General features: G+C 68.8%; 25 protein-coding genes. 15 read left to right on the forward strand and 10 right to left on the reverse strand.

Translation table 11 applies throughout. The annotated features are described in order from the left end of the window. Window positions 1-164 precede the first annotated feature (164 nt). Window positions 165-701: a C40 family peptidase gene (locus tag IG194_RS25350; RefSeq protein WP_009619173.1), complete on the reverse strand. Its 537-nt coding sequence runs from the start codon at window positions 699-701 to the stop codon at window positions 165-167. A gap of 343 nt (window positions 702-1,044) precedes the next feature. Between IG194_RS25350 and IG194_RS25355 the strand changes: the two genes are divergently transcribed. Next, window positions 1,045-1,611 (forward strand): DUF4124 domain-containing protein, encoded by a 567-nt coding sequence (locus IG194_RS25355; protein ID WP_058489099.1) that lies wholly within the window; start codon window positions 1,045-1,047, stop codon window positions 1,609-1,611. 7 nt (window positions 1,612-1,618) lie between these two features. Here the strand turns inward: IG194_RS25355 and IG194_RS25360 are convergent, their stop codons facing one another. Together IG194_RS25360 and IG194_RS25365 are read right to left on the reverse strand one after the other, a co-directional pair. Continuing rightward, entirely contained in the window at window positions 1,619-1,993 is a 375-nt protein-coding gene (locus IG194_RS25360; RefSeq protein ID WP_141679782.1) for a hypothetical protein, read from the reverse strand. A gap of 11 nt (window positions 1,994-2,004) precedes the next feature. Continuing rightward, on the reverse strand, window positions 2,005-2,292 hold the full coding sequence (locus IG194_RS25365; protein ID WP_043266896.1) for a colicin Z C-terminal domain-related protein: 288 nt from the start codon (window positions 2,290-2,292) through the stop codon (window positions 2,005-2,007). A gap of 773 nt (window positions 2,293-3,065) precedes the next feature. Here IG194_RS25365 and IG194_RS25370 point away from each other — a divergent pair. Next, window positions 3,066-4,301: a methyl-accepting chemotaxis protein gene (locus tag IG194_RS25370; protein ID WP_412536100.1), complete on the forward strand. Its 1,236-nt coding sequence runs from the start codon at window positions 3,066-3,068 to the stop codon at window positions 4,299-4,301. A 394-nt stretch (window positions 4,302-4,695) separates the two neighbouring features. Here IG194_RS25370 and IG194_RS25375 read toward each other — a convergent pair whose 3' ends face one another. Together IG194_RS25375 and IG194_RS25380 are read right to left on the reverse strand one after the other, a co-directional pair. Continuing rightward, a complete protein-coding gene (locus IG194_RS25375) occupies window positions 4,696-5,439 on the reverse strand; it encodes a TorF family putative porin (protein WP_058489101.1) in 744 nt (247 codons plus the stop codon). 149 nt (window positions 5,440-5,588) lie between these two features. Next, the gene (locus IG194_RS25380; RefSeq protein ID WP_058489102.1) at window positions 5,589-7,346 is read right to left on the reverse strand and encodes an amidohydrolase; all 1,758 of its coding nucleotides are present in this window, start codon (window positions 7,344-7,346) and stop codon (window positions 5,589-5,591) included. A 115-nt stretch (window positions 7,347-7,461) separates the two neighbouring features. On the opposite strand from IG194_RS25380, the gene IG194_RS25385 reads away from it, so the two are divergent. Continuing rightward, complete coding sequence (locus tag IG194_RS25385; RefSeq protein ID WP_058489103.1) at window positions 7,462-8,373, forward strand: LysR family transcriptional regulator; 912 nt, start codon at window positions 7,462-7,464, stop codon at window positions 8,371-8,373. Here the strand turns inward: IG194_RS25385 and IG194_RS25390 are convergent. After that, window positions 8,370-9,377 (reverse strand): AraC family transcriptional regulator, encoded by a 1,008-nt coding sequence (locus IG194_RS25390; protein ID WP_058489104.1) that lies wholly within the window; start codon window positions 9,375-9,377, stop codon window positions 8,370-8,372. The two genes, IG194_RS25385 and IG194_RS25390, sit on opposite strands and share 4 nt — an antisense overlap. 153 nt (window positions 9,378-9,530) lie before the next feature. On the opposite strand from IG194_RS25390, the gene IG194_RS25395 reads away from it, so the two are divergent. The 7 genes from IG194_RS25395 (at window position 9,531) to IG194_RS25425 (ending at window position 16,325) form a co-directional block, all read left to right on the forward strand. Further along, window positions 9,531-11,006, forward strand: a complete 1,476-nt coding sequence (locus tag IG194_RS25395; RefSeq protein WP_058489105.1) for a flavin-containing monooxygenase — start codon at window positions 9,531-9,533, stop codon at window positions 11,004-11,006. Next, window positions 10,990-11,931, forward strand: coding sequence for an alpha/beta hydrolase (locus IG194_RS25400; RefSeq protein ID WP_058489106.1), 942 nt, complete (start codon window positions 10,990-10,992; stop codon window positions 11,929-11,931). The genes IG194_RS25395 and IG194_RS25400 overlap by 17 nt, the downstream gene beginning before the upstream one ends. Then, the gene (locus tag IG194_RS25405) at window positions 11,931-12,692 is read left to right on the forward strand and encodes an SDR family oxidoreductase (RefSeq protein ID WP_058489107.1); all 762 of its coding nucleotides are present in this window, start codon (window positions 11,931-11,933) and stop codon (window positions 12,690-12,692) included. Before IG194_RS25400 ends, IG194_RS25405 begins: the two co-directional genes overlap by 1 nt. A gap of 106 nt (window positions 12,693-12,798) precedes the next feature. Further along, a complete protein-coding gene (locus tag IG194_RS25410; protein WP_058489108.1) occupies window positions 12,799-13,698 on the forward strand; it encodes a DMT family transporter in 900 nt (299 codons plus the stop codon). A 235-nt stretch (window positions 13,699-13,933) separates the two neighbouring features. Continuing rightward, window positions 13,934-14,275: a ribonuclease E inhibitor RraB gene (locus tag IG194_RS25415; protein ID WP_009619201.1), complete on the forward strand. Its 342-nt coding sequence runs from the start codon at window positions 13,934-13,936 to the stop codon at window positions 14,273-14,275. A 163-nt stretch (window positions 14,276-14,438) separates the two neighbouring features. Continuing rightward, complete coding sequence (locus tag IG194_RS25420; protein WP_058489109.1) at window positions 14,439-15,143, forward strand: type 1 glutamine amidotransferase; 705 nt, start codon at window positions 14,439-14,441, stop codon at window positions 15,141-15,143. Between the two features lie 102 nt (window positions 15,144-15,245). Next, window positions 15,246-16,325 carry a PAS domain-containing protein gene (locus tag IG194_RS25425; RefSeq protein ID WP_043315361.1) on the forward strand — a complete coding sequence of 360 codons (1,080 nt, stop codon included), beginning with the start codon at window positions 15,246-15,248 and terminating at the stop codon, window positions 16,323-16,325. Window positions 16,326-16,697: 372 nt separating this feature from the next. Here IG194_RS25425 and IG194_RS25430 read toward each other — a convergent pair whose 3' ends face one another. After that, complete coding sequence (locus tag IG194_RS25430; protein WP_058489110.1) at window positions 16,698-17,261, reverse strand: carboxymuconolactone decarboxylase family protein; 564 nt, start codon at window positions 17,259-17,261, stop codon at window positions 16,698-16,700. 9 nt (window positions 17,262-17,270) lie between these two features. Further along, complete coding sequence (locus tag IG194_RS25435) at window positions 17,271-18,599, reverse strand: aspartate aminotransferase family protein (protein WP_058489111.1); 1,329 nt, start codon at window positions 18,597-18,599, stop codon at window positions 17,271-17,273. A 365-nt stretch (window positions 18,600-18,964) separates the two neighbouring features. On the opposite strand from IG194_RS25435, the gene glnH reads away from it, so the two are divergent. From glnH to IG194_RS25460, 5 genes are read left to right on the forward strand one after another with little or no spacing between them, the layout of a single operon-like run. Next, window positions 18,965-19,708, forward strand: a complete 744-nt coding sequence (gene glnH / locus IG194_RS25440; RefSeq protein ID WP_058489112.1) for a glutamine ABC transporter substrate-binding protein GlnH — start codon at window positions 18,965-18,967, stop codon at window positions 19,706-19,708. Between the two features lie 17 nt (window positions 19,709-19,725). Next, complete coding sequence (glnP, locus tag IG194_RS25445) at window positions 19,726-20,382, forward strand: glutamine ABC transporter permease GlnP (protein WP_009619207.1); 657 nt, start codon at window positions 19,726-19,728, stop codon at window positions 20,380-20,382. Beyond that, window positions 20,379-21,101 carry a glutamine ABC transporter ATP-binding protein GlnQ gene (gene glnQ, locus IG194_RS25450; RefSeq protein ID WP_009619208.1) on the forward strand — a complete coding sequence of 241 codons (723 nt, stop codon included), beginning with the start codon at window positions 20,379-20,381 and terminating at the stop codon, window positions 21,099-21,101. The genes glnP and glnQ overlap by 4 nt, the downstream gene beginning before the upstream one ends. Before the next feature lie 10 nt (window positions 21,102-21,111). Beyond that, window positions 21,112-22,167, forward strand: coding sequence for a C45 family autoproteolytic acyltransferase/hydolase (locus IG194_RS25455; RefSeq protein WP_058489113.1), 1,056 nt, complete (start codon window positions 21,112-21,114; stop codon window positions 22,165-22,167). Next, on the forward strand, window positions 22,167-23,069 hold the full coding sequence (locus IG194_RS25460) for a MurR/RpiR family transcriptional regulator (RefSeq protein WP_024128311.1): 903 nt from the start codon (window positions 22,167-22,169) through the stop codon (window positions 23,067-23,069). The genes IG194_RS25455 and IG194_RS25460 overlap by 1 nt, the downstream gene beginning before the upstream one ends. A gap of 7 nt (window positions 23,070-23,076) precedes the next feature. On the opposite strand, the gene glpD is transcribed toward IG194_RS25460, so the two are convergent. Both glpD and IG194_RS25470 read right to left on the reverse strand, forming a co-directional pair. Beyond that, window positions 23,077-24,615 (reverse strand): glycerol-3-phosphate dehydrogenase, encoded by a 1,539-nt coding sequence (gene glpD / locus IG194_RS25465; RefSeq protein WP_058489114.1) that lies wholly within the window; start codon window positions 24,613-24,615, stop codon window positions 23,077-23,079. Between the two features lie 141 nt (window positions 24,616-24,756). Then, window positions 24,757-25,512, reverse strand: coding sequence for a DeoR/GlpR family transcriptional regulator (locus IG194_RS25470; RefSeq protein ID WP_043266861.1), 756 nt, complete (start codon window positions 25,510-25,512; stop codon window positions 24,757-24,759). Window positions 25,513-25,687 lie beyond the last annotated feature (175 nt).

A 25,687-nucleotide genomic window follows, 5' to 3' on the forward strand; every position in this document is an offset into this window, starting at 1 on the left:
AACGCATCCCGCTACGCCGGCAGGGGCTCGGTTGGGCCTCCGCAGAAGGTCGGCAACCCAGGCCTGCGCCCTCGGCTCCGCAGGCGCTTCCGGCGCTATTTCGTTGGTTTCACTGCGTCTACGCCCGCACCTGGGTGGTGATATTCCCGATGGCGCCGATTCCATCAGCCGCTGAAATTGCGCGCGGTGACGTAGGCACGCTTCCAGTAGGGGGAGGCGAGGGAGTCGATGCGGATCTTCTTGCCCGTGCTGGGGGCGTGAATGAAGCGGTTGTCGCCGATGTAGAGGCCGACGTGGCTGACTCTATCGCTGCCGTTGTGGCTGAAGAACACGGCGTCGCCGGGTTGCAGTTCGTGGCGGGCGATAGTCGCGTCGCGCCGTGCAATCATCGACCGGGTGGTGCGTGGCAGGCGCTGGTCGGCGACGCTGCGATACAGGTAGACCAGCAGGCCGCTGCAATCGAACCCGGTTTCCTCCGATTCGCCGCCCCGGCGGTAGCGCTGGCCGACGAGCTGGTGCGCGCGGGCGACGATGAGCTGGCGCGTGTCCGGATTGACGGCGCTAGACCAGTCCGCTGGTACTGGTTGGGCCGATGCGGGCGAGTAGCGGCGCCACTGCCGGGCATCGAAGTCATCGGCGTGGGCGAGGGGAACGATCAGCACAAGAAGTAAAAGAGCGATAAACCAATGAAGAGCACGCATTTCGGAACACTACGGGGTGAAGGTTGACTCGTGGCGCAATCCTTCTGCTGGCAAGCCTGCACCGGGCTCTGCTCCGCGCGGACGAGGGAGGCATGGATGATGCAGGGCTGGCCGCTACTTCCCTGGTAGCTGCTGGGGCTCTCCAGTATTCGTGCCGGCCAGGGCAGGCCGTGGCGGCGGGGCAGGCTCAGGATCGGTGAAGGGACGCTGGCAGAAAGCACGAAGACCCCGGGTGTGGGTTATTCCTGGCGATGCGGTTAGGATTTCGTGTATCGGCCTTGGAACTTTCGCCGGCGCGGCGGTCTGAGGTGTCAATCTGCCATTGATCAGCCAGGGAGGCTGTATGAAGGGTGTTCTCGTTGCTGTTCCGCTGCTGTTCTGCGCCGCCTGGGCGCAGGCGGATACGATCTACAAATGCGTCGATGCGCAGGGCAAGGTGACTTTCACCAAGCAGGCCTGCCCCAACGGCGGCAACGCCGGCGTCGAGCTGAACGTGGAGAACCGCCGGCCCAGTGGCGGCGGCGAGGGGGCGGTGATGGCGCAGCCGGCGCTTCAGGCGCCGGCTGCGGATTACGCTCCGGCGGGGGCCTATCCGGCGCAGCAGCCGGCGGCCCCGGCGCCGGCCGGTGGTACGCGGGTGACCGTGGTGGGCGGCTCGGAGGAGCGGCCGGGCTGCTCCACCGGGCTTTCCGAGCGCGACCTGCGGACCGCCATGGTGCGCAAGGAAATCGTCCCGGGCATGAGCCGCAAGGAGATCGAGAGCATGTTCGGCACCCCGAGCAAGCAGGCCAGCGCCCACGGCGCCGGCAGCAGCACCTACTGGAACGACAAGTACCTGAACTTCTTCAGCATCAACTACGACGCCAATGGCTGCGTGGTGAACAGCTACCAGTCCGGTTCATCTCAATAAGTTGGGTTTATCGAGGTGGAGACAGCAAGCGCTCGACCTCGATTGCCAGCTTTGTATCCGGACTGGAGATTTTCAGGCTTCTGGCCTGAAACTCGCCAAGGATCGGCAATGATCTCGACAGATATTGTCCTTTGACCGAAACGGAAAGCAGGGCACCTCGCTCTGCATTCAGGAAACCGGCCAGTGAAGTTGCACAGGGATCGGTCAGTTCGACCTGTACATAGGCATGCCGCTCAAGGTCGTGTGATACCTCGGAGCGTTTGACGCATTCTCGTGTCAGCAGATAGCTGCGATTCTCGACACTGAACAGGACCCCTTCCTCAGCGGTGCTGGCGCAGGCCGCAACCAGAAGCATTGCGGGAAGCAGGATGGTCTTTTTCATCTCGGTATTCCCTAACGAACAGTAATGGCAATCACTTGCCCGACGCTGTGGCTTCTGAACCTGATCCGAGATACACAGACGCAGATGCCGCTGGTGAAATTGTGTGTTCCCGGGCCAACGACGATATCGCTCATTTCAGTGCCTCCCTGGAAATAACGAATCTCGGCGTCGAAGGTCGAGCTGCCTGAAATAGTTTCGAATTCGACTTTGTAAGAGAGTGGGCCCCCCATCTGTTCGCCGATGACTATCCAGGGTCCCCAGGCCCGCGCCGGCGGAGCCCAGCCTTCCAATTGGTTCATGGACGTCTCCTTTTGCTGTTCTGAAGCCAAGGAGCCGAAAATGACATGTCGTTTGCTTTTGTCATGTCTTGCAGCATTGCATCCGATTATTCGCTTTTTATCTCGGATGGCCGGGGACTAGGCGCTGTAGGAATTGCTGTCGGGAACGCTAATTCCTCCGCCGGCTCTCCACTCCCTTGGTCGGCAGTGTCCTGTGCTCAGGGGCTCGGTAAGGCTGTGGATCGAAGCGCAACAGTGCACCGCCCCGCAATGACGGCCACACTACCGACTAAGGGACGATAGCCGCGGCCGGCAAATGGTCGCCTAATGGCCCTGACAACAATAATTCAGGGCCTGCGCCAACCCGGGTGTTCCACGGGGCGGGCGATGGCTGGAGAGGTGCCCTCATGGACCCGACGCGTTCGCGTATCTTCCTCGTTCTTTCCCTGCAGACCACCGGCCTTCTCGCGCTGTTCATCGCCCAGTCGCTGGGCGGCTGGCCGCTGTCGCTGTGCCTGCTGCTCGGTTTCGCGCTGCTCTGGCTGCCCTGGTTCGTCGGCCAGCGGCGCAGCCTGCCCGGCGTATCCGCCGCCGCGCCGGAGCTGGCCGCGCTGACCCGCGACCTGTCCCGCAGCACCAGCCACAATGCGCTGTCCGCCGCCGGCGTGTCCTACTCGGTGCAGCGCCTGGTGGAGCGCCTGGAGTCGCAACTGGCGGCGGCCGAGCAGATCGTCGGCAGCGCCGAGGTGATGATCCACACCGAGCGCGCCACTTCTTCCCTGGCGCGCCAGGCCATGGACGCCGCCACCCAGGCCCGCGCCGGCAGCGATGTCGGGCGCAGCGAGCTGCAGCAGGCCATTGCCCGCATGCACCAGCTCAGTGGTCGCGCCGGCGAAAGCCGCGCGCTGATCGAGGCGCTGAGCCAGCGCAGCGAGGACATCCAGCGCGTCACCCAGGTGATCCAGTCGATCGCCAGCCAGACCAACCTGCTGGCGCTCAACGCCGCCATCGAGGCGGCCCGCGCCGGCGAGCACGGCCGCGGTTTCGCGGTGGTCGCCGACGAGGTGCGCGGGCTGGCCGCGCGTACCGCCGAGGCCACCGAGGAGGTGGGGCAGATGGTCGAGGACATCCAGCAGCGCACCGCCCAGGTCGCCGAGCAGATTCTCCAGTTGGCCGCCGACCTCGACGAAGGCGTGGCCCAGGTGGAGCGCACCGGCGGGCAGCTGGAAGGCATCGCCGGGCTGGCCGCCGGCGTCGAGCGGCAGATCACCGAGATCGCCGAAGGCGCGGAGATCAACCGCCACCAACTGGACAACCTGTTCGCCGCGGTGGAGCGCATGCGCGCCGACATCCGCGTCAGCGACGAGCAGACCCACCGCCTGGCCGACGCCGCTGTGCACCTGGAGGCCCAGGCCGAGGCCATCAGCGAGCGCCTGGCCGAGGTGGGCCTGGACGACTATCACCAGCGCGTCTACGACCTGGCCCGCGAAGGCGCATCGAGCATAGGCGCGCGCTTCGCCGCCGACCTGGAGGACGGGCGGATTTCCGCCGAGGACCTGTTCGACCGCCACTACCAGCCGATCCCGGGCACCGAGCCGCAGAAATACAGCACGCGCTTCGACCGCTACACCGACGAGGTGCTGCCGAAGATCCAGGAAGACCTGCTGCAGCGCCACGAGGGCCTGGTGTTCGCCATCGCCTGCACCGCCGAGGGCTACGTGCCGACGCACAACCGCGCCTTCGCCCAGGCACCGACCGGCGACCCCAAGGTGGACCGCCTGAAGAGCCGCAGCAAGCGCCTGTTCGACGACCGTACCGGGATCCGCTGCGGCAGCCACCAGCAGGCGCTGCTGTTGCAGACCTACTGCCGTGACACCGGCGAGCAGATGCACGACCTGTCGGTGCCGATCTTCGTCAACGGCCGCCACTGGGGCGGCCTGCGCCTGGGCTACCGGCCCGAGAGCATGCCGCTGAGCGAGACGCCGGCGCTGCGCAGCCCAGGCCGGCGCGAGGCCGCCTCGGCCCGGTGAGAGCCCGGGGGGAAGCAAAAAAGGCCGTGCATCCGAGGATGTGCGGCCTTTTCGTTTGAGTCAGGGCGGAGCGGATCTCATCCGCGAATCGCGCCGGGATGTCCGGCTATCGCGGACAGAGTCCTACGAAGAGCAGCTCGGCGCGCGCAGGGGAATGGAACGGGGCACCGTAGGGCGCATAACCGTTCGCGGTTATCCGCCGTCGGCGTTATGCGCCCCACACATTGTAGGAGCAATTGTCTTGCCGGCTACGCCGAGGTGCTTTTCGTAGGATGGGTTGAACTTGCGAAACCCATGCAGTTGGGGGTGATGGGTATCGCTTCGCTCAACGCCATCCTACGACGACTCGCGAATGGGGACCGCTCGTGCCACCGGGGCGCGACCCGCCGCGACCTCAGAACCGCTTCGTCGCCCGCGCCACCACGGTTGCCGTGCAGATGTCCTTGAAGCCCTGCCAGTTGAAGCATTCGCTCTGCGACAGGTCGGTGTCGATGTAGCTCAGCGACCAGTCGATGCCGGCGAACTTCCTGTCCAGCCTTGCCTCCCATTCGTGGTAGGTGCTGCGCGTGCCGCCGTCGCCGGCGAGGTACAGCGGGTCCTTGGCGTCGTTGCGGCCGTAGCGCAGCTTGGCCTGGAAGCCGGCCGGCAGTTCGAAGCCGTAGCCAACGTAGCTGTAGAGCTGGCTCTGGTCCTTGCCGACGTAGGTGGTGATGTCCTTGGAGTAATAGCTGGCCAATTCGAAGCCGTAGGCGTTGAGGACGGCGTAGACCTCGCTCTGGTTGAACTGGCCTTCCTTCGGGTAGCGGTACTGGATGTAGCCCAGGTCCAGGCTCACCGCGTCGGTGGCCTGCCAGTACCAGCCGGCGTAGTAGTCCAGCTCCTGGCGCGTCTTCAGGCCGTAGCCGAAGTCGACGTTGGAGCTCCACACGCCCAGGTACAGGCCGCTGCTGTGCTGCAGGGTGGCGGCGGCCTGGATGGCCGGGTCGTTCTGCGTCTGCGAGATGCCGCGGGTGCGGTAGTCGCTGGCCAGGGTGGCCTCCAGCTGGACCGAGAGGTCCTCGGTCAGCTCCAGCGCATGGCTGCTGGCGAAAGGCGCGCAGGCGAGCGCTGCGCCTAGGACGAGTGTTTTGTACTTCATGGACTTACCCTTTGTTGTGCTTGTGTGGGCTGTGCTTGTGTGGGCAGGAAAAAAGCCCGCGCAGCCCCCTCCCGCCGGCGAGCCGGGAAGCGAAGGGGAAGGGGCGGCGGGAAGGGCCGGGCTTCAGCCCGGCATTGGAGCGAACGGCGTTAGAGCGCTTCCTGGCCGTCGGCGCGGTAGACCTCGCGGCCGCCGAACAGGGTGTGCAGCACCTTGGCCTCGCCCAGTTCGGCGTCGGGGACGCTGAACAGGTCGCGGTCGAGCACCACCAGGTCGGCCTGCTTGCCGGGGGCCAGGCTGCCGATCTTCTCGCCCAGGCCGATGGCCTTCGCGGCATTGGCGGTGTACGCGTAGAACATGGCCTGGCGGTCGATGCGCTGCTCCGGGTTGAGCACGCCCTTCGGGCCCTGGCGCGTCACCGCCTGGTACATGGCCTTCAGCGGGTCGGGGGTGGACACCGGCCAGTCGCTGGCCCCGGCGATGGTGGCGCCGGCGTCCAGCAGCGACTTGGCCGGGTACATGTAGCGGAAGGCGTCGTCGGCGATGTAGGGCTTGACCAGGTCGAGGGTGTAGTCCTCGGCGGTGGCCCAGTCCAGCTGCATCGAGGCGATCACGCCCAGTTGCTTGAAGCGCGGGAAGTCCGCCGGGTTGACCAGTTGCAGGTGGGTGATGGAGTGGGCGACGCCGCTTTGCCGGTCCTTGCGCGCCTGGGCGATGCCGTTGAGCGACTCGCGCACCGCGCGGTCGCCGATGGCGTGGATGTGCACCAGCCAGCCGCGGGCGTCGGCGGCGCTGACCAGCTCGCCGAAGTGCCGCGGATCGAGCAGCAGCTCGCCGGGCTTGTGCAGGTTGCTGTAGTTCTCCAGCAGCGCGGCGGACTGCGCCGGATATTCCAGCACGCCGTCGGCGAACACCTTGATGCCCGGCAGGCTGAGGTTGGGGATGCCCTGGAACTGCCGGCGCACCTTGTCGATCACCGCCAGGTCCGCCGGGCGGCTCTTCGGGTTGACCACCAGCAGCGCGGCGACGTGGGCGCTGAGTTGGCCCTGTTGCGCCAGGTCGCGGTACACCGGCAGCACGCCGACGGTGCGTTCCGTGGGCTTGATGTCGAACAGCGCCTGGCCCGGGCTGCCGTTGGCCGCCGGGTCCATCCAGGCGGTGATGCCCAGGCTGTTGTTGTACTGCACGGCGGCCAGGCCGGCGCGGTCGAGGGTCTGCTGGTCGGCGGCGGGCATGGCCGCGGCGATGCGGTCGAAGCCGGAGTCGACGACGAAGCCGCTGGGGGTGAAGTCCTGGGCGTGGCCGATGTTCTGCTGCTCGGTGGCCGGCAGCGAGCGCACCAGCGCCGCGTCCAGCCTGGCGCGGCGCAGCATGGCGGCGTTGGCCCAGGCGGTGTGGTGGTCGCTGCCGATGAGCACGATGGGCACCTGGGCCCATTCGCCGGCATTGAAAATCTTCGCCAGCCCCTCGGCCTGGGACCAGTAGCTGGAGTGCATGCCGTTCAGCACCAGGATGTCGCCGACCCGGGCCTTGCCGTTGTCGCGGGCCTCGCGCAGGCGTCGCGCCAGCTCGTCGAGGCCGACCTGCTCGTCCTCCATGCTCGCGGCGATCAGCTCCAGGCCGCCGAAGATGGCGTGCGAGTGGCTGTCGATGAAGCCGGGCATCAGCAGCTTGCCGCCCAGGTCCACCTGGCGGCTGTGGGCGTCGGCGAGGGCGCGCACTTCCTGGTCGCTGCCGACCTTCAGCACCTTTTCGCCGGCGATGGCCAGCGCCTGTTGCAGCGGCTGCCCGGGTTCGGCGGTGAAGACCTTGGCGTTGTACAGGATCAGGTCGGCGGTTTGTGCGTGGGCTTCCAAAGTGCCCAGTGCGATTGCGACAGCGAGTGCGCCCTTGATGAGCCTTCGCATGCTTCCCCCTTGCTTGGTGGTTGATTTTTATTGGTCTGGGCAAGAGGCTAATGGCCCGGGGCTAGTTCCCGAAAGCCAGTCGCTGGCACAAGACTTGTGAAAATCTGGAAAGAATATGGACAGGTTCAGTAGCCTCGCCCTTTTCGTCGCCTGCGCCGAGACCGGCAGTTTCAGCCGCGCCGCCGAGCAACTGGGCAAGACGCCCTCGGCGGTGACCAAGGCCATCGGCCAACTGGAGGCCAGCCTCGGCGCGCGCCTGTTCGAGCGCACCACCCGCAGCATGGCCCTGACCGAGGCCGGGCAGCTGTACCTGGACAGCGCCCGCGAAGTGCTGGCGCGTATGCACGAGACCGCCGAGGAGATCGGCCAGCTGCAGCACAGCCTGCGCGGCAGCCTGCGGATCACTGCGCCGCTGGCCTTCGGCGCGGCCTTCCTCAATGGCGTCTGCGCCGACTTCCTCATCCAGCACCCGCAACTGCGCCTGCAGGTGGACCTGAGCGATAGCTACGTCGACCTGCTCGACGGCCGCTACGACCTGGCCCTGCGCCTGGGCCACAGCAACCTGCCGGGGCTGATCGTGCGGCCGCTGGTGGAGAACCGCCTGGTGCTCTGCGCCAGCCCCGAGTACCTGGCGCGCCGCGGCGAGCCCCGGCACCCGCTGGAGCTGGCCGAGCACGACCGCCTGACCTACTGGCACCCGGCGCTGGACACTCGCTGGTGGCTGGAGCGCGACGGCGAGCGCTTCTCCATCCTGCGCGAGGGGCGCCTGAGCAGCGACAACCACGAACTGCTGCTGGCCGCCTGCCTCAAGGGCAGGGGCCTGATGCCCTGCCCGCTGTGGAGCGTCCAGCCCTACCTGCGCGACGGGCGCCTGCGCAGCGTGCTGGAGGACTACCACTTCGACCCCGACGCCTTCGGCCAGCGCATCCTCGCCGTCTACCCCAGCCACAGGCGCGCCACGCGCAAGATCCTCACCTTCATCGAGCACCTGGAAGAGGCCCTGCGCCAACTGGGCATCGAGGCCTAGCGCCCGCGGAAACGCCCCGGCGGCACGCCCTTCCAGCGCTTGAAGGCGTGGATGAAGTTGGACACCTCGCCATAGCCCAGGCGCTCGGCGATCTCCTCCAGGCGGATGGCGCCGGTGCCCAGCAGTTCCTCGGCCAGGGCCTGGCGCACCTCGTCGAGCAGGGCGCGGTAGCTGCTGTCCTCGTCCTGCAGGCGGCGGCGCAGGGTGCGCGAGGTCATGTGCAGCTCCGCCGCCACCTGCTCCATGTCCGGCAGGCGCCCGGGCGTGCGCAGCAGGCGGTCGCGGATGCGCCCGGCCAGGCCGCCCAGTTCCTGGCGGCGGGCCAGCAGCGCGCGGCACTCTTCCTCGCAGTGCCGCGCCATCTGCGGGTTGGCGCCGGGCAGCGGCAGGTCGAGGGCGGCGCTGGCGAAGACGATGCGGTTGGCGGGCTGGCCGAACGCCGGTTCCACGCCCAGTTCGGCCAGGTACAGGCTGCCGTCGGCAGGCCGGGGACGGCGGAATTCGGCGCGCAGGATCGGCAGCGGGCGCCCGGTGAGGTCGCGCTGGATACGCAGCACGCCGCCCAGGTCGCGTTCGCAGGCGAAGGCGCGGACGTCCTTTGGCACGCCGCTGTCGTCCAACAGCAGGTGGGCCGCGGCGCCGTCCTCCAGCAATTCCAGGCGGGTGAACACGTAGGTCAGCCCCAGGTAGCGCAGGCCGAGCAGGGCAGCGCTGCGGAAGGTCGGGCTGCTGAGCAGGGCGAAACCCCAGATGCCGTAGGCGTTCAGGTGGTAGCGCAGGCCGGCCTGCAGGCCGCTGCCGGCGGGCAGCCGCTGCGCCAGGTTGCGCAGCACCTGCAGCTCGCAGGCGGCGTCGATCTCGCGGGCCGGGTCGGCGAGCACCGCCAGGTCCAGGCCGCTGCCGTGCAGGCAGTCCTCCAGCGCCAGGCCGTGGTCGAGGCCGAACTGGGTGAGCAGTTGCACGCTCAGGGCACTGCGGCGGCTGGGCCGGGGCTGCTCGGGCATCGCGGGCTCCGTCTTGTCCGGAAATCACAATTTAATGTCCGACTATGCCATAAACCGGCGCCGCCGGCGGCACTAGCCTATGCTCATCCGCCAGCGCTGCGGATGACGGCAGGCCCCGCGCGGCCGCCGTCCAGCCAAACCGGGAGCACAACAATGCACAATACTTCCCGTGATCCGGCACCCTTGCGCGTGCTGATCATCGGTGCCGGCTTCGGCGGCCTGGGCCTGGCCGTCCGCTTGCAGCAGGCCGGCATTCACGACTACCTGATCCTCGAAAAGGCCGCCGACGTCGGCGGCGTGTGGCGCGAGAACAGCTACCCCGGCGCCGCCTGCGACGTGCCTTCGCACCTGTATTCCTTTTCCTTCGAGCCCAAGGCCGACTGGAGCCGCAAGTTCGCCCCGCAGGGGGAAATCCTCGACTACCTGCGCCACTGCGCCGACAAGTACGGCCTGCGCGAACGCATCCGCTTCGGCTGCGAGGCGGTGGATGCCCGCTTCGACGAGGCCGCCGGAGAATGGCAGGTGCGCTGTGCCGACGGGCAGACGCTGCGCGCTCGCGCCCTGGTCTGCGCCACCGGCCAGCTGAGCCGGCCGCTGTACCCGCGCATCGCCGGGCTCGACGACTTCAAGGGCGTGGCCTTCCACTCGGCGCGCTGGGACCACCGCGCCGACCTGCGCGGCAAGCGCGTGGCGGTGATCGGCACCGGCGCCAGCGCCATCCAGTTCGTCCCGCGCATCGCCCCGCAGGTGGCCGAGCTGCTGCTGTTCCAGCGCAGCGCGCCCTACGTGATCGCCAAGCCGGACCGCCCCTACGCCGCCTGGGAACGCCGCCTGAAGGCGCGCCTGCCCTGGCTGCAGCGCCTGGACCGCGGCCTCAAGTACCTGCAGCACGAGGCGCGGGTGCTGGCCTTCTCCACCTTCCCGCCGCTGATGAAGTTCATGCAACTGAGCTTCCGCCTGAACCTGCGCCGCGGCATCGCCGACGCGCAGCTGCGCCGGCGGTTGATCCCGGACTACCCGCTGGGTTGCAAGCGCATCCTCATCAGCAACGACTACTACCCGGCGCTGGCGCGGGACAACGTGCGGGTGATCGACGCCGGCATCGAGCGGGTGACCGGGGACGCCGTCGTCACCCGCGACGGCCAGCGCCACCCGGTGGACGCCATCGTCTTCGGCACCGGCTTCGCCGCCACCGAGTTCCTCGCCCCGCTGCGCGTCCAGGGCCTGGGCGGGCGCTGGCTGGAACAGGCCTGGGCCGAGGGCGCCGAGGCCTACAAGGGCATCAGCGTCGCCGGCTTCCCCAACCTGTTCATCCTCTACGGGCCGAACACCAACCTGGGGCACAACTCCATCGTCTACATGCTGGAGAGCCAGTTCCCCTACGTGCTGGCCTGCCTGCGCCACCTGGACCGCCAGGGCCTGCGCTACCTGGACGTGAAGCCCGAGGTGCAGCGCGCCTACAACCAGGCCCTGCAGCACGGCCTGCAGCACACTGTGTGGGAGAGCGGTTGCGACAGCTGGTACAAGACCGCCGCCGGCCGCAACACCAACAATTGGCCGGGCTTCACCTTCCGCTACCGCCAACAGACCCGCCAGCCGGAGTTCGCCGACTATGAATGCGCCCGTTGAGTTCGTACCGCCCGTTTCCACCTCGCAGCGCCTGCTCGCCGGCCTGCTGCGCGGCACCCTGCGCCTGCTGTTCCGCGGGCTGATGCGCCCGTCGATCCCGGTGCCGATGCAGCGCCGGGTGCTCAATGCGCTCACCGCCGCGACCCTGACCCCGCGCGGCGTGCAGCGCAGCGCGGAAGTCATCGCCGGGGTGCCCTGCGAATGGCAGCGCGCGGGCCAGGGCGAAGGCCGCACGCTGCTCTACCTGCACGGCGGCGCCTACCTGGTAGGCTCGCCGGCCACGCACCGGGCGATCACCGCCAACCTGGCGCGCCTGGGCCGCCTCGACGTGTGCGCGGCGGATTACCGCCTGGCGCCGGAGCACCGCTTCCCGGCGCCGCTGGAGGATGCCCTGGCGGTGTACCAGGCGCTGCTGGCGCGCGGCCAGGACCCGGCGCGGCTGGCCGTGGCCGGGGATTCGGCCGGCGGCCACCTGACCTTGCAACTGGCCGTGGCGCTGAAGGAACGCGGCCTGCCGCTGCCCGGCGCGCTGGTGGTGTTCTCGCCGGTCACCGACGTCAGCTGCACCCAGTGGCACCAGCCAAAGGCCGGCGACCCGCTGATCAGCCGCGCCTGGGTGGACAGCGCCATCGCGATGTTCTGCCCGCCCGGCGTGGCGCGCGACTCGGCGCAGCTGTCGCCGCTGTTCGCCGACCTGGCCGGGCTGCCGCCGCTGCTGATCCAGGTCGGCGAGGACGAAGTGCTGCGCAACGACAGCCTGCGTCTGGCCGGCGCGGCGCGTAAGCGGGGAGTGGACGTCACCCTGCAGCGCTACCGCGACTGCTGGCACGTGTTCCAGGCCCACGCCGGGGTGCTGCGCATCGCCGACCAGGCCCTGGGCGAGGTGGCGGGCTTTCTCGGCCGGCACCTCGGGGGAGGGCGCTGATGCACAGCATCCTCATCACCGGCGCGGCCTCGGGCATAGGCGCGGCCAGCGCGCGGCTGTTCCATGCCCGCGGCTGGCGCGTCGGCCTGCTGGACCTGAACGCCGAGGCATTGACCGGGCTCGCCGCCGAACTGGGCGGCGCCTGGCAGCGGGCGCTGGACGTGACCGATGCGGCGGCGGCGCGCGCGGCCGTGGCGGACTTCGTCGGCGACGGCGACGGCCGCCTGCGCCTGCTGTTCAACTGCGCCGGCATCCTGCGCTTCGGCCGCTTCGAGGAAATCCCCGCGCAGGACCACGCCCGCCTGCTGGCGATCAACGTGCAGGGCCTGCTCAACTGCTGCCATGCCGCTTTCGAGCACCTCAAGGCCACGCCCGGCGCCCAGGTGCTGAACATGGGCTCGGCCTCGGGACTGTACGGGGTGCCGGAGATGGCCACCTACTCGGCCTCGAAGTTCGCCGTGCGCGGCTTCACCGAGGCGCTGGAGCTGGAATGGCGGCGCCATGGTATCCGCGTCGCCGACCTGATGCCGCCCTTCGTGCGCACGCCCATGGTCACCAGCCAGGGCTACGAGCCGCCGGTGCTGCGCCGCCTGGGCGTGCGCCTGAAGGCCGAGGACATCGCCGCGGCGGCCTGGCGCCAGGCCCACAGCGACAAGGTGCACCGGCCCATCGGCGCGCTGTTCCGGGCGATGTATTGGTCCGGCCAGCTGTCGCCGCCGGCACTCAACCGCTGGGTGATGGGCTGGCTCAGCCGCGACTGACGGAAAGGGGCTTGCACCCATGGGGCGCAGCCCGGATGCTGTAGGGCTGGTCTGCAGCTGTAGGAAGTCGGCTGCCTTTCCCTTCGCCTGTCGCAAGGAAGCCGCCATGCCTTTCGCCTATTTCTGCCTGGCCCTGTCGATGCTGCTGGTCGGCGGCAACATCGCCATCGGCAAGCTGGTGCTGGAAGAACTGCCCGTCTATCTGTTCGCCCTGCTGCGCTTCCTTATCGCCAGCCTGGTGCTGCTGCCCGGCCTGGCCCTGCCGCGGGTGCGCGCGGGGCTGGATGGCGGCGCCTGCCGCGGGCTGTTCCTGCAGGCCTTCTTCGGCTGCTTCCTGTTCAGCCTGTGCATGCTGCACGGCGTGCAGCTGACCTCCGCCACCAGCGCCGGCATCATCACCAGCGCCACGCCCAGCGTCATCGCCCTGCTGGCCTGGCTGTGGCTGCGCGAGCGCCTGGAGCCGCGCGGCCTGCTGGCCATCGCCCTGGCGGTGCTGGGCATCGCCGCGCTGAACCTGCTGGAGCGCCCGGCAGGCGGCCGCAGCGGCGTGCCGGGCAATGCCCTGGTGCTGGGCGCGGTGCTCGCCGAGGCGCTGTTCGCCATCTACTCGCGGCGCCTGTCGCTGCACCTGCACCCCTGGATCATGGCCCTGGGCGTCAACCTCGCCGGGCTGCTGCTGTTCCTGCCGCTGGCGCTGCCCGAGGCGCGGGCGCTGGACTGGCGCGCGGTGCCGGCGGCGACCTGGGGCTGGACGTTGTTCTACGCCCTGAGCGCCAGCGTGCTGTCGTTCCTGCTGTGGTACCGCGGCATTTCCCGGGTGCCGGCCAGCACCGCCGGGTTGTTCACCGGGCTGATGCCGGTGGGCTCGGCGCTGGTCGGCGTGAGCCTGCTGGGCGAGCGCTTCGGCGCCGGCCACGCCCTGGGCATGGCCCTGGTGCTGACGGCCCTGCTGCTGGCGACGCGCCCCGCGGCGCTGCCGCCCGTCGCCGCCGAACGTACCGACTGACCGGTAAGGCGGCATTCGGCCGGCATAGACGCTACTCTGAAACTGTTGGTTGCCGGCAGACGGGCCTTCCTGCCTGCCAGTTCAAGACCTTTGGCGACCAATTGGGGGACGTTGAAGCATTTTTGGCGTTTCCTGTGGCACAGCGAGTGCCCGCCGCGGGCCCGGTCGCAAGCCAGGCCCGCATCGGCTGGGAAACTAGGTGAAACCCTGAACGTCTCGAAAGGAGGTGCGTACCATGGAAAAGCCCCTCTCGGAGGATATCAGTGTCAATGTGCTGCGCCGGATGAAGGAAGGGGGCTTCGATTTCGCCCGCATTCATCCCATCGACTTCTTCGCCATCTTTCCCGATGAACAGAACGCCCGCCAGGCCGCCCGGCAGTTCCGCGGCGAATCCCTGAGGGCCCAGGTCGAAGCCCGTTCCGACGGTGGCTGGAACCTGCAGATCAGCAAGGTGATGTTCGCCACCCACGCGGCGATCGGCGCATTCGAACACGACCTGGAGGAAGTCGTGGCGCCGCTCGGAGGTGTGCTCGACGGCTGGGGCGTTACCCAGGAAGTGAGCAGCCTGCGTCCCTGATCCAACACCTTCGTCTCGCCGCCAGGCCGCGTCGGCCGGCGGCTTCCCACTCCCATGAACCCCATGCGCCCGCGCCGCCGGAAGGCGGTGCGGGCCTGCCCGCGGGCGCGCTGGGGGTTATGGTCGCGCGCCTTTTGCGGCAGACTGCCGCGCGGAGGTAAGCATGACCGATATCCTGATCCTGACCCACGCCGACTTCTGCCCGCCGGGCCACCTGGCCCGCGTGCTCGACCGCGCTGGCCTGGGCTTCGAAGTGCGCCGCGCCGACCACGGCGAGCTGGACGGCTACGACCTGGAGCGCCCGAAGGCCGTGGCCATCATGGGCGGCCCCATGAGCGTGAACGACGACCTGCCCTGGCTGCGCACCGAGGTGGCGGCGCTGCGCCGCTTCATCGAGCGCCGCGTGCCGCTGATCGGCCATTGCCTGGGCGGCCAGTTGCTGGCCAAGGCCCTGGGCGCGTCCATCCGCCAGCAGGGCTACACCGAGATGGGCTGGCAGCCGATGCGCCGCCTGGAGTCCGCGAGCCCCTGGCTGGCGCACCTGCCCGAGGAATTCCCGATCTACCAGTGGCACGGCGACACTTTCGAGCTGCCCGAGGGCGCCGAGCACCTGCTGTCCAGTCCCTGGTGCGCCAACCAGGGCTTCTCCTGGGGCGGCTTCGTCCTCGGCCTGCAGGGCCACCCGGAGATGACCGAGGAACTGGTCAGCGGCTGGATCAACGGCTGGCCGCAGTACCTGGACCCCAGCCAGCCGAGCCAGGAAAGCGCCGAGGTGATGCTCGCCGACCTGCCGCGCAAGGTGGCCGAACTGAACCGCGTGGCCGAGGGCTTCTACGCCCATTGGCTGAAGCTGGCCGGCCTGGCGTGAGCCGGCGGGGCGCACGGCCGTGCGCCCCGGGGTTTGCTGTAATCCGGCGGTTTACAGCTGTGTATACTGCGGCTCCAGGCTTCTTCCAGCACAGGACCGCGTATGACGGAAAACAGCTTCGCCTTCCGCCTCAAGGAATTGCTCGAGCTCAACAAGCTGACCCTGCAGGCCGTGGCCACAGCGCTGGGCATCTCGCGCACCGCGGTGCACAAGTGGACGCGCGGCGGCGAGATCGACTACGACAACCTGCGCAAGCTGGCCGCCTTCCTCAAGGTCAACTGGATCTGGCTGCGCTACGGCGAGGAAGCCGTGCGCGACCTGCAGGCGCTGGAGCCCATCGAACTGCCGATGACCGACGTGCGCCGCCGCTACACCGCCGAGATCATGGAGAGCGAGGCGCGCATGAAGCTGGCCCAGGAAAGCGCGCGCATCGTCACCTGGGAATGGAACCTGATCAGCGACGAGGTGACCTATTCGCCCAACGTCGAGGAGGTCTACGGCTGGCCGGTGAGCCACAACCAGGACTTCTGGCCGCACCTGCCGGCCGAGGACGTGGCCGCCATGCGCGCCATGTACGACCAGGCCATCGCCGAGGGCAGCGGCTGCGAGTGCGACTTCCGCATCTACCGCCCGGACGGCGAGCTGCGCTGGATCGCCTCCCGCGCCCGGGTGATCAAGGACAGCGCCGGGCGCTCGGTGAAGATAGTCGGCATCAGCATGGACAACACCGCGCGCATGGCCGCCGAGGAAGAGCTGCGCAACAGCGAGGAGCGCTTGCGCGCCATCTTCGAGCTGACCTGGGGCGCGCTGGCCTACATCGGCCTGGACGGCACCTGGCAGCGCGTCAACGGCAGCCTCTGCGAACTGCTCGGCTATAGCGCCGAGGAACTCTACGGCATGACCTTCCAGCAACTCACCCACCCCGACGACCTGGAGCGCACCCTGCAGCTGCTGCGCAGCATGCTGGCCGGCGAGATCGACCGCTACGTGGTGGAAAAGCGCTGCCGGCGCAAGGACGGCCGCTACGTCTGGGTGCGCGCCCGCACCTCGCTGCAGCGCCGCCGCCAGGACGGCCTGCCGGAGCACCTGATCAGCGTCTACGAAGACATAGGCCCGGCCCGCGCCGAACGCGAACGCCTGCAGGCGCGCATCGCCGAGCTGGAGGCGCAGTTGGCCGGGTAGGCGCGGGCTGCGCCCGCGATATCGCGCGCAGGGCGCGCTCCTACAGGGGAATGGCGCGGGTGGCGCAGCGTAGGAGCGGATCTCATCCGCGAATCGCGCCGGGATGTCCGGCTATCGCGGACAAGGTCCGCTCCTACGGGGAGGAATACCGTGCCCCCCGGCGACCTGTAGGAGCGGGCCCTGCCCGCGATTTCGCGCGCAGGGCGCGCCCCTACGGGGGGATGGTGTGGGTGGGGCAGCGTAGGAGCGGATCTCATCCGCGAATCGCGCCGGGGCGTCCGGCTATCGCGGACAAGGTCCGCTCCTACGAAGAGCACTTCGGCGCGGCTGGCAAGACGGTTGCTCCTACGGGAAGCCGCGCCCGCCCGCAATTCAGGGCTCGGCGAAGGGCAGCGGCGCCTCCGTCTCGCGCTGCACCGCGAAGGCGTTGAGGGTCATGGCCACCAGCGCGTAGTAACCGAAGATGCCCACCAGTTCCACCATCCCTGCCTCGCCAAAGACAGCCACCCCCTCGTCATAGAGCGCCTGCTCGATGCGTTTATTCGCATAGAGACTACGCCCCAGGCGATAGACCAGGCGTTCATCATCCCGCTCGAAAGGCGGTTCCTCACCACGCCGCAGCGCTTCGATCACGCCTTCGGCCAAACCTGCCTGGCGCGCGATGGGTTCGTGGATCTGCCATTCCGCCTGGGACTGCCACCAGGCGGCGGTAACCAGGATCGCCAGTTCGCTCAGGCGCAGTTCCAGGCGCGTGCCGTAGCGGCAGAAGGCGCCCAGTTTCTGTGCGCTGTCGGCCAGCTGCGGGCTGTGCACCCAGGCCAGGAAGGGGCCGTCGAGGTTGCCGCGCGGGCCGCTGAGGATGTCGCTCAGCACGCGGCGCTGCTCGTCGTCCATGTTCGCGTCGGTGAGCGGGGTGAGGCGCGAGGTGATCTTCATGGGCTTTCCTCAGAGGCTGCCGATGGCCTGGTCGATGGCGCGTTGCAGCTTGTCCACCAGTTCGTCCAGCTGCGCCTCTTCGAGGATGAAGGGCGGCGCCAGGAGGATGTGGTCGCCGCGGCGGCCGTCCAGGGTGCCGCCCATGGGATAGCACAGCAGGCCTTCCTGCATGGCGGCCTTCTTGATCCGCGCGTGCAGCTTCGCCTCGGCGGGGAAGGGCGCCTTGCCGTCGCGCTCGGCCACCAGTTCCAGGCCCTGGAACAGCCCGCGGCCGCGGATGTCGCCGATATGCGGGTGGGCGCCGAAGGCCTGTTGCAGCCGCTGCTGCAGGTCGAGGCCGAGGCTGCGCACGCGCGCCAGCAGGCCGCGTTCCTCGATGGTCTTCTGCACCGCCAGGGCCGCGGCGCAGGCGGTGGCGTGGCCGATGTAGGTGTGGCCGTGCTGGAAGAAGCCCGAGCCCTGGGCGATGGCATTGTGGATGCGCTCGCTCACCAGGGTGGCGCCGATGGGCTGGTAGCCGGCGCCCAGGCCCTTGGCGATGGTGATCAGGTCGGCGCCGATGCCTTCCTGCTCGGCGGCGAACAGGCTGCCGGTGCGGCCCATGCCGCACATCACCTCGTCGAGGATCAGCAGCACCCCGTGGCGGTCGCAGATTTCCCGCACGCGCTTGAAGTAGCCGGGCACCGCGGGCACCGCGCCGAGGGTGGCGCCCACCACCGGCTCGGCGACGAAGGCCATGACCTTGTCCGCGCCCAGGCGGAGGATTTCCGCCTCCAGCTCCCGGGCCAGGCGTTCGCCATAGGCTTCGGGCGTCTCCCCGGCGGCCTGGTCGCGGTAGGCGTAGCAGGGGCTGACGTGGCTGACGTCGATCAGCAGCGGCTGGAACTGCTGGCGCCGCCAGGCGTTGCCGCCGGTGGCCAGGGCGCCGAGGGTGTTGCCGTGGTAGCTCTGGCGGCGGGCGATCAGGTGCGTGCGTTGCGGCTGGCCGATCTCCACGAAGTACTGGCGGGCCAGCTTGAGCGCCGCCTCCACCGCCTCGGAGCCGCCGCTGACGAAGTACACCGAGCGCATGCCCGCCGGCGCGCGGGCGACCAGGAAGTCCGCCAGCTGTTCCATGGGCTCGGTGGTGAAGAAGGAGCTGTGCGCATAGGCCAGGGTGCCGACCTGCCGGCGCGCCGCCTCGATCACCGCCGCGTCGCTGTGGCCCAGGCAGGACACCGCCGCGCCGCCGCTGGCGTCCAGGTAGCGGCGGCCTTCGCTGTCGACCAGGTAGGCGCCGTCGCCGCGGACGGCCGTGGGGTAGGACTGGGTGAGGCTGCGGTGCAGGACGTGGCTCATGGTGACCTCCGGGGTGATTGCGCAAATATTAATTGCATTTTTGATCTTGGCAATCTTTTGTTGCGCGCCCGTTGCGCAGCCCGGACAGTTCACGATGGGCTGAAAGCAGCGAAACAGAGAGGCTAAAGGCGAAATTCCGCCTGGCTCTCGTCCGCAAAGCCTCGGCAATGCGTGAGAAAAATACTTGCAATCGAATTTATTGCATGTTTATTTTGCGAAAAAGCACTCTGTGCATGCAGCCCCTTCCGTGGGTTAGCCGCTCAAAACAATAAAGTCCGGGCCCCGGCCCGTTGCGATCGAACTGCCGCTAATGCGCGCCCCGCCCAGGCGGGGCGCATCCACCGACCTGCAAGAGGAAGACCTGCATGAAAAAGCTGCTTCAAGCCTCCTTCGCCGCGCTGTCCCTGCTCGCCGCCGCCCATTCCCAGGCCGCCGGCAAGGAACTGCTGATCGCCACCGACACCGCCTTCGTGCCCTTCGAGTTCAAGCAGGGCGACAAGTACGTCGGCTTCGACATCGACCTGTGGGCGGCCATCGCCAAGGAGATGGGCGTCACCTACCAGCTCAAGCCGATGGACTTCAACGGCATCATCCCCGCGCTGCAGACGCGCAACGTCGACGCCGCGCTGGCCGGCATCACCATCAAGGAAGACCGCAAGCAGGTCATCGACTTCTCCGACGGCTACTACGACAGCGGCTTCCTGCTGATGGTCAAGGCCGACAACGACAGCATCAAGGGCGAGGCCGACATCGCCGGCAAGAGCCTGGCGGTGAAGAGCGGTACCTCGGCGGCGGACTACGCCAAGGCCAACCTCAAGGCCGCCGACCTGCGCCAGTTCCCCAACATCGACAACGCCTACCTGGAGCTGCGCACCGGCCGCGTCGACGCCGCCATGCACGACACGCCCAACGTCCTCTACTACATCAAGACCGCCGGGGACGGCCAGGTGAAGGCGGTCGGCGAGCAGATGATGGCGCAGCAGTACGGCATCGGCTTCCCCAAGGGCAGCGAGCTGCGCGAGCCGGTCAACGCGGCGCTGAAGAAGCTGCGCGAAGACGGCACCTACGCGCAGATCTACCGCAAGTGGTTCGGCACCGACCCCAAGTGAGCCGGAGGTAGAACCCCATGCATTTCCAATGGTCCGCCATCTGGGACGCGCTGCCGGTGCTGCTCGAGGGCGCCCGGCTGACCCTGTGGATTTCCATCCTCGGCCTTGCCGGCGGCGCCGTGATCGGCCTGTTGGCCGGCGTTGCCCGCGCCTACGGCGGCTTCTTCTCCAGCCGCCTGGCGCTGGTGTTCGTCGAGCTGATCCGCGGCACGCCGATCATGGTCCAGGTGATGTTCATCTACTTCGCCCTGCCGCTGATGGTCCCGGTGCGCATCGATCCGTTCAGCGCGGCGGTGGTCACCATCATGATCAACTCCGGCGCCTACATCGCCGAGATCACCCGCGGCGCGCTGCTCTCGGTGAACCGCGGGTTCCGCGAGGCGGGGCTGGCCCTGGGGCTGTCCGGGCGCGACACCCTGCGCTACGTGATCGCCCCGCTGGCCTTCCGGCGGATGATCCCGGCGCTGGGCAACCAGTGGATCGTCAGCATCAAGGACACCTCGCTGTTCATCGTCATCGGCGTGGCCGAGCTGACCCGCCAGGGCCAGGAGGTGATCGCCGGCAACTTCCGGGCGATGGAGATCTGGTCGGCGGTGGCGGTGATCTACCTGGTCATCACCCTGGTATTGAGTTACGTGCTGCGGCGCATGGAGTCGAGGCTGAAGATCCTATGATCGAGTTCAAGCGGGTTTCCAAGCATTTCGGCCAGACCGAGGTGCTCCACGACATCAATCTGAAGATCGGTTCCGGCGAGGTGGTGGTGATCATCGGCCCCTCCGGCTCGGGCAAGTCCACGCTGCTGCGCTGCATCAACAAGCTGGAGGTGATCACCGGCGGCGAGCTGTTCGTCGACGGCATGGAGGTCAACGATCCCAAGGTGGACGAGCGCCTGATCCGCCAGGAGGCGGGCATGGTGTTCCAGCAGTTCCACCTGTTCCCGCAGATGACCGCGCTGGAGAACGTGGCCTTCGGCCCGATCCGCGTGCGCGGGGCGAAGAAGGCCGAGGCCGAGGCGCTGGCCCGCGAGCTGCTGGCCAAGGTCGGCCTGTCCGAGCGCGCCGGGCACTACCCGTCGGAGCTGTCCGGCGGCCAGCAGCAGCGCGTGGCCATCGCCCGCGCCCTGGCGGTGAAGCCCAAGCTGATGCTGTTCGACGAGCCGACCTCGGCGCTGGACCCGGAGCTGCGCCACGAGGTGCTGCAGGTGATGAAGGACCTGGCGGAGGAGGGCATGACCATGGTCATCGTCACCCACGAGATCGACTTCGCGCGCAAGGTCGCCTCGCGGCTGATCTTCATCGACAAGGGCCGCATCGCCGAGGACGGCGAGCCCGCCAGCCTGATCGGCAACCCCACCAGCCCGCGCCTGCGGGAGTTCCTGCAACATGTCGCCTGAAGGTCGCCCCATGAGCCTGAGCCCCCTGAACCTTGCCGGCAGCGCCTACGAAATCGGCCTGGGCCTGGGCCGCTTCGGCCGCGACGCGGTGCACCAGCGCCTGCGCCCCCTGCCGCTGTGGCGCAGCCTGGCGGCGCGGGCCGGCTCGGCCGCGGCGCAGCGCATGCAGGCGCAGGTCCAGGCGCAGTTCCCGCGCATCTGGGACGAACTGCGCGGCCTGGCCGACGGCCTGGAATTGCCGCTGGAGGAAGTCTTCCTGTGGAATTGCCGTGGCGATTTCGTCCAGGACGCCAGCGTCGATGGCTGCACCACGGTGTTCGGCCCCGCCGAGGGCGGCTGGCTGATCGCTCACAACGAGGACGGCCTGCCATTGCTCGACGGCTTCTGCGGCCTGCTCCAGGCGCAACCCGAGCAGGGCCTGGGTTTCACCAGCTTCGTCTATCCCGGCTCGATCCCCGGCCACACCTTTGCGGTGAACGAGCGTGGGCTGGTCAGCACGGTCAACAACATCCGCCCGCGCGCCATCCCGGCGGGCCTGCCGCGCCAGGTGCTGGCTCGGGCGGTGCTGGATGCCGGCAGCCTGGCGCAGGCCGTCGCCGTGCTGTCCACGGCGGGGCGCGCCGGGGCCTTCCACCATGCCCTGGGGCAGGTGGGGGCGAGCCAGCTGTTCAGCGTCGAAGCCTGTTCCACCGGCGTGGCGGTGCGCGAAATCCAGCACCCGGCGGGGCATTCCAACCACCTGCTGGATGCCGGCCTGGACGCCGCCGGCCAGCGCATCACCGGCAGTTCCGGCAGCCGCCAGCAGCGCGTCGATGCCTTGCTGGCCGGGGCGCCCGCGCTGCTGGACGAGGGCCAAGCGCTGGCCATCCTGCGCGACACGGCGGATGCCGAACTGCCGGTGTACCGCCGCGCGGCGGACGACCCGGACGAGGAGAACACCCTGGCCACGGCCGTGTTCCGCATCGGGGCGAACTCGGTAGAATGGCGCGTCCACTGCCAGCCCGACACCCGCGAGGTCGAGGCCCGGGGCAGTGTCCGCCCCGATCCCGAACCTGGACCTGCATGATGAGCCAAGCGCCCGCCGCCCTGCCCGACAACCTGGGAGCCCTCAAGCAACTGCTGGAGGACATCGAGCGCGGCGAGGCGGGCATCTCCCTGGGCGCCAGCTCGCGCCGCGTGCTGACGGCGCTGATCGAGGCGCCGCAGCGCACCGCGGTGTCGTCCATCAGTGAGCTGGCCGAGCAGCTGGGGGTCAATGCCTCGACCCTCTCGCGGCTGGCCCAGCGCCTGGGCTACGGCGGCTTCAGCAAGTTCCAGGACGTGTTCCGCCGCGAGCTGACCGAGGGCAAGAGCTTCTACAGCGACCAGGCCTCGCGCCTGCTGCTGACCCCCGCCGACAGCACCCTGTCGCGCCTGACGCGCCTGGGCCGGCAGGAAAGCGCCAACATCGCCAGCCTGATCGAGCAGGTGGAGCCGGAAGCGTTCGCCCGCGTGGTGGAGCTGCTGGCCGGCGCGCGCCGCGTGCGCATCCATGGCATGCGCCAGTTCACCTCGCTGGCGCTGTTCATGTCCTACGGCCTGGGGATGCTGCGCCCCGATGTGGCGGCGCTGGACTCCAACCGCCAGGGCGTGGCCGATGCGCTCGCCCAACTGGATGCCGGCGACGTGCTGGTGGTCGCCAGTTGCTTCCCCTATACGCCCAGCGTGCTGGCCACTGCCGAAGTGGCGGCGCGCCATGGCATCGAGGTGGTGGCCCTAACCGATTCTTCGAGTTCGCCGTTGGCGCGGGTGGCGGCGCACAGCTTCTACGTGCCCAACCACAGCCTGTTCTACAGCAACAGCATGTGCGCCTTCATGCTCCTGGCCCAGGGCCTGCTAAGCGAAGTGGCCGGGCGCCTGGGCGAGAGCGCGCTGGCCTCGCTCAAGCACCGCGAGGCGCTGATCAGCGAGTTGAACGCTTCGCTCTGAGCCCGCCTCAGGCTACCTGCACGCTCGCTTTGCGCGGATGTTCTCGGGCCAGGTACTCGGCCAGGCGCAGCTTCTGCGCGGCATCGAGGAACAGCCCCAGTTTGCTGCGGCGCCAGAGGATGTCGTCGGCGCCTTCGGCCCATTCCTCGCGGCACAGGTAGTCCACTTCGCGGGCGTAGAGCCCGGCGCCCAGGTGTTCGCCCAGGTCGGTTTCGCCCTTCACGCCGTCGAGCAGGCGCCAGCTGCGCGTGCCATAGCTGGTGGCCCAGCGCCGCGCCAGGCCGGCCGGCAGCCAGGGGTGCCTGGCCAGTAGTTCGACGGCCAGGTCCTCGGGGCTGCTCATGTTTTCGCCGCCGGGTAGCGGGGCTTCGGCGGTCCAGGCCGGGCCCAGGCGCGGGAAGGTCGGCGCCAGCTCGGCCAGGGCGGCCTCGGCCAGCTTGCGGTAGGTGGTCAGTTTGCCGCCGAACACCGACAGCAGCGGCGCCTCGCCTGGCGCGCCCTGCAGCGCCAGGGTGTAGTCGCGGGTGACGGCGGACGGCTCGTCGGATTCGTCGTCGCACAGCGGGCGCACCCCGGAGAAGCTCCAGAGGATGTCTTCGCGATGCAACTGGCGCTTGAAGTGGGCGTTGACCACCGCCAGCAGGTAGCCGGTTTCCTCGTCGCTGATCTGCACCTTCGCCGGGTCGCCCAGGTATTCGCGGTCGGTGGTGCCGATCAGGGTGAAGCGCCCCAGGTAGGGGATGACGAAGACGATGCGGCGGTCCTCGTTCTGCAGGATGTACGCCTGCTCGCCCTCGTACAGCCGCGGCACCACCAGGTGGCTGCCCTGGATCAGGCGGATGCCGTAGGGCGGCCGCTGGCGCAGGTCGTCGCGGAGGAACTGCGCCACCCAGGGCCCGGCGGCGTTGACCAGGGCGCGGGCGCGGATGGAATAGAGGCTGCCGTCGTCGCGCTCCAGGTGCAGGTGCCACAGGCCCTTGCTGCGCCGCGCGCTGACGCAGCGGGTGCGCGGGTGCACGTGGGCGCCGCGCTCGCGGGCGGCCATGGCGTTGAGCACCACCAGGCGGGCGTCGTCGACGGAACAGTCGGCATACTCGAAGCCGCGGCGCAGGTGTTCCTGCAGCGGGCTGTCGGCGCCGAAACGCAGACCACGCGAGGCGGGCAGTTTCTCGCGCCGGCCCAGGTGATCGTAGAAGAACAGCCCGGCGCGGATCATCCAGGCCGGGCGCAGGTGCGGCTGGTGCGGCAGCACGAAACGCAGCGGGTGGACGATGTGCGGCGCCTTGGCCAGCAGCACCTCGCGCTCGGCCAGGGCCTCGCGCACCAGGCGGAATTCGCCGTGTTCCAGGTAGCGCAGGCCGCCGTGGACCAGCTTGCTGCTGGCAGAGGAGGTGTGGCTGGCCAGGTCGTGCTGTTCGCAAAGGAAGGTGAGCAGGCCGCGCCCGGCGGCGTCCGCCGCGATGCCCGCGCCATTGATGCCGCCGCCGACCACCGCCAGGTCGTAGACCTCAGCCAGGGGAGCGGAGCGCTTGTGGGAATGGCTCATGGGGCGTCCTCTTGGCTGGAAATGAACATAAATGCGTTCGAATTCGAAAATATGATAGGCGAGCGAACGCCGGATGGCCAGGCTGAAGCCCAGCCATTCGGCTGATTTACCGGGGATTTTCGGATTCGAACGCAGGCCGCGTCAGACCAGCTCCAGCTGCACCTTGTGCTGGGCCAGCAGGCGCGCCACAGCGGGCGGCGGCGCGGCGTCGGTGAACAGGCGGTCGACCAGGCCGATCGGCCCCAGGCGCACCAGGGCGTTGCGCCCGAACTTGCTGGAGTCGGCGGCGAGGAACACCTGCCGGGCGTTGTCGATGATGGCGCGGGAGACGCGCACTTCCTGGTAGTCGAAGTCCAGCAGGCTGCCGTCCTCGTCGATGCCGCTGATGCCCACCAGGGCGAAGTCGGCGCGGAACTGCTCGATGAAGTCCACCGCGGCCTGGCCGACCACGCCGCCGTCGCCGCGCACGGTGCCGCCGGCCACCAGCACTTCGAAATCGTCCTTGGCGCTGAGGGTGGCGGCGACGTGCAGGTTGTTGGTGATGATCTTCAGGTGGCGATGCCCGAGCAGGGCGCGGGCGATGGCCTCGGTGGTGGTGCCGATGTTGATGAACAGCGAGGCGTCGTCGGGAATCTGCGCCGCCACCGCCTCGGCGATGCGCTGCTTCTCGTCACGCATCTGGTCGGCGCGGGTGTTGTAGGCGGTGTTCTCGATGCTCGAGTCCCAGGCCGCGCCGCCATGGTAGCGGCGCAGCAGGCTGCGCTCGGCGAGCTGGTTGATGTCGCGGCGGATGGTCTGCGGGGTGACGGCGAACTGCTGGGCCAGCTCCTCGATGCTCAGGTAGCCGCGTTCGCGGACCAGGTCGAGGATGTCTTGCTGTCGGGGGGGCAGGTTCATCTGCGCTCTCGTGGGGGCGGGGCGGAGGGTCAAGGATGCCGGAGTGGGGCGGGGCTGTCATGTGGGGCTGTTCGTGCCGCCGGTGAATCCGATCGCGGACGGAGTCCGCTCCTGCGGGGCAGGTCTCCTCGTAGGATGGGTTGAGCGAAGCGATACCCATCACCCTGGCCCGATG

Source organism: Pseudomonas sp. ADPe (genome assembly GCF_014843515.1).
Lineage (GTDB): Bacteria > Pseudomonadota > Gammaproteobacteria > Pseudomonadales > Pseudomonadaceae > Pseudomonas > Pseudomonas citronellolis.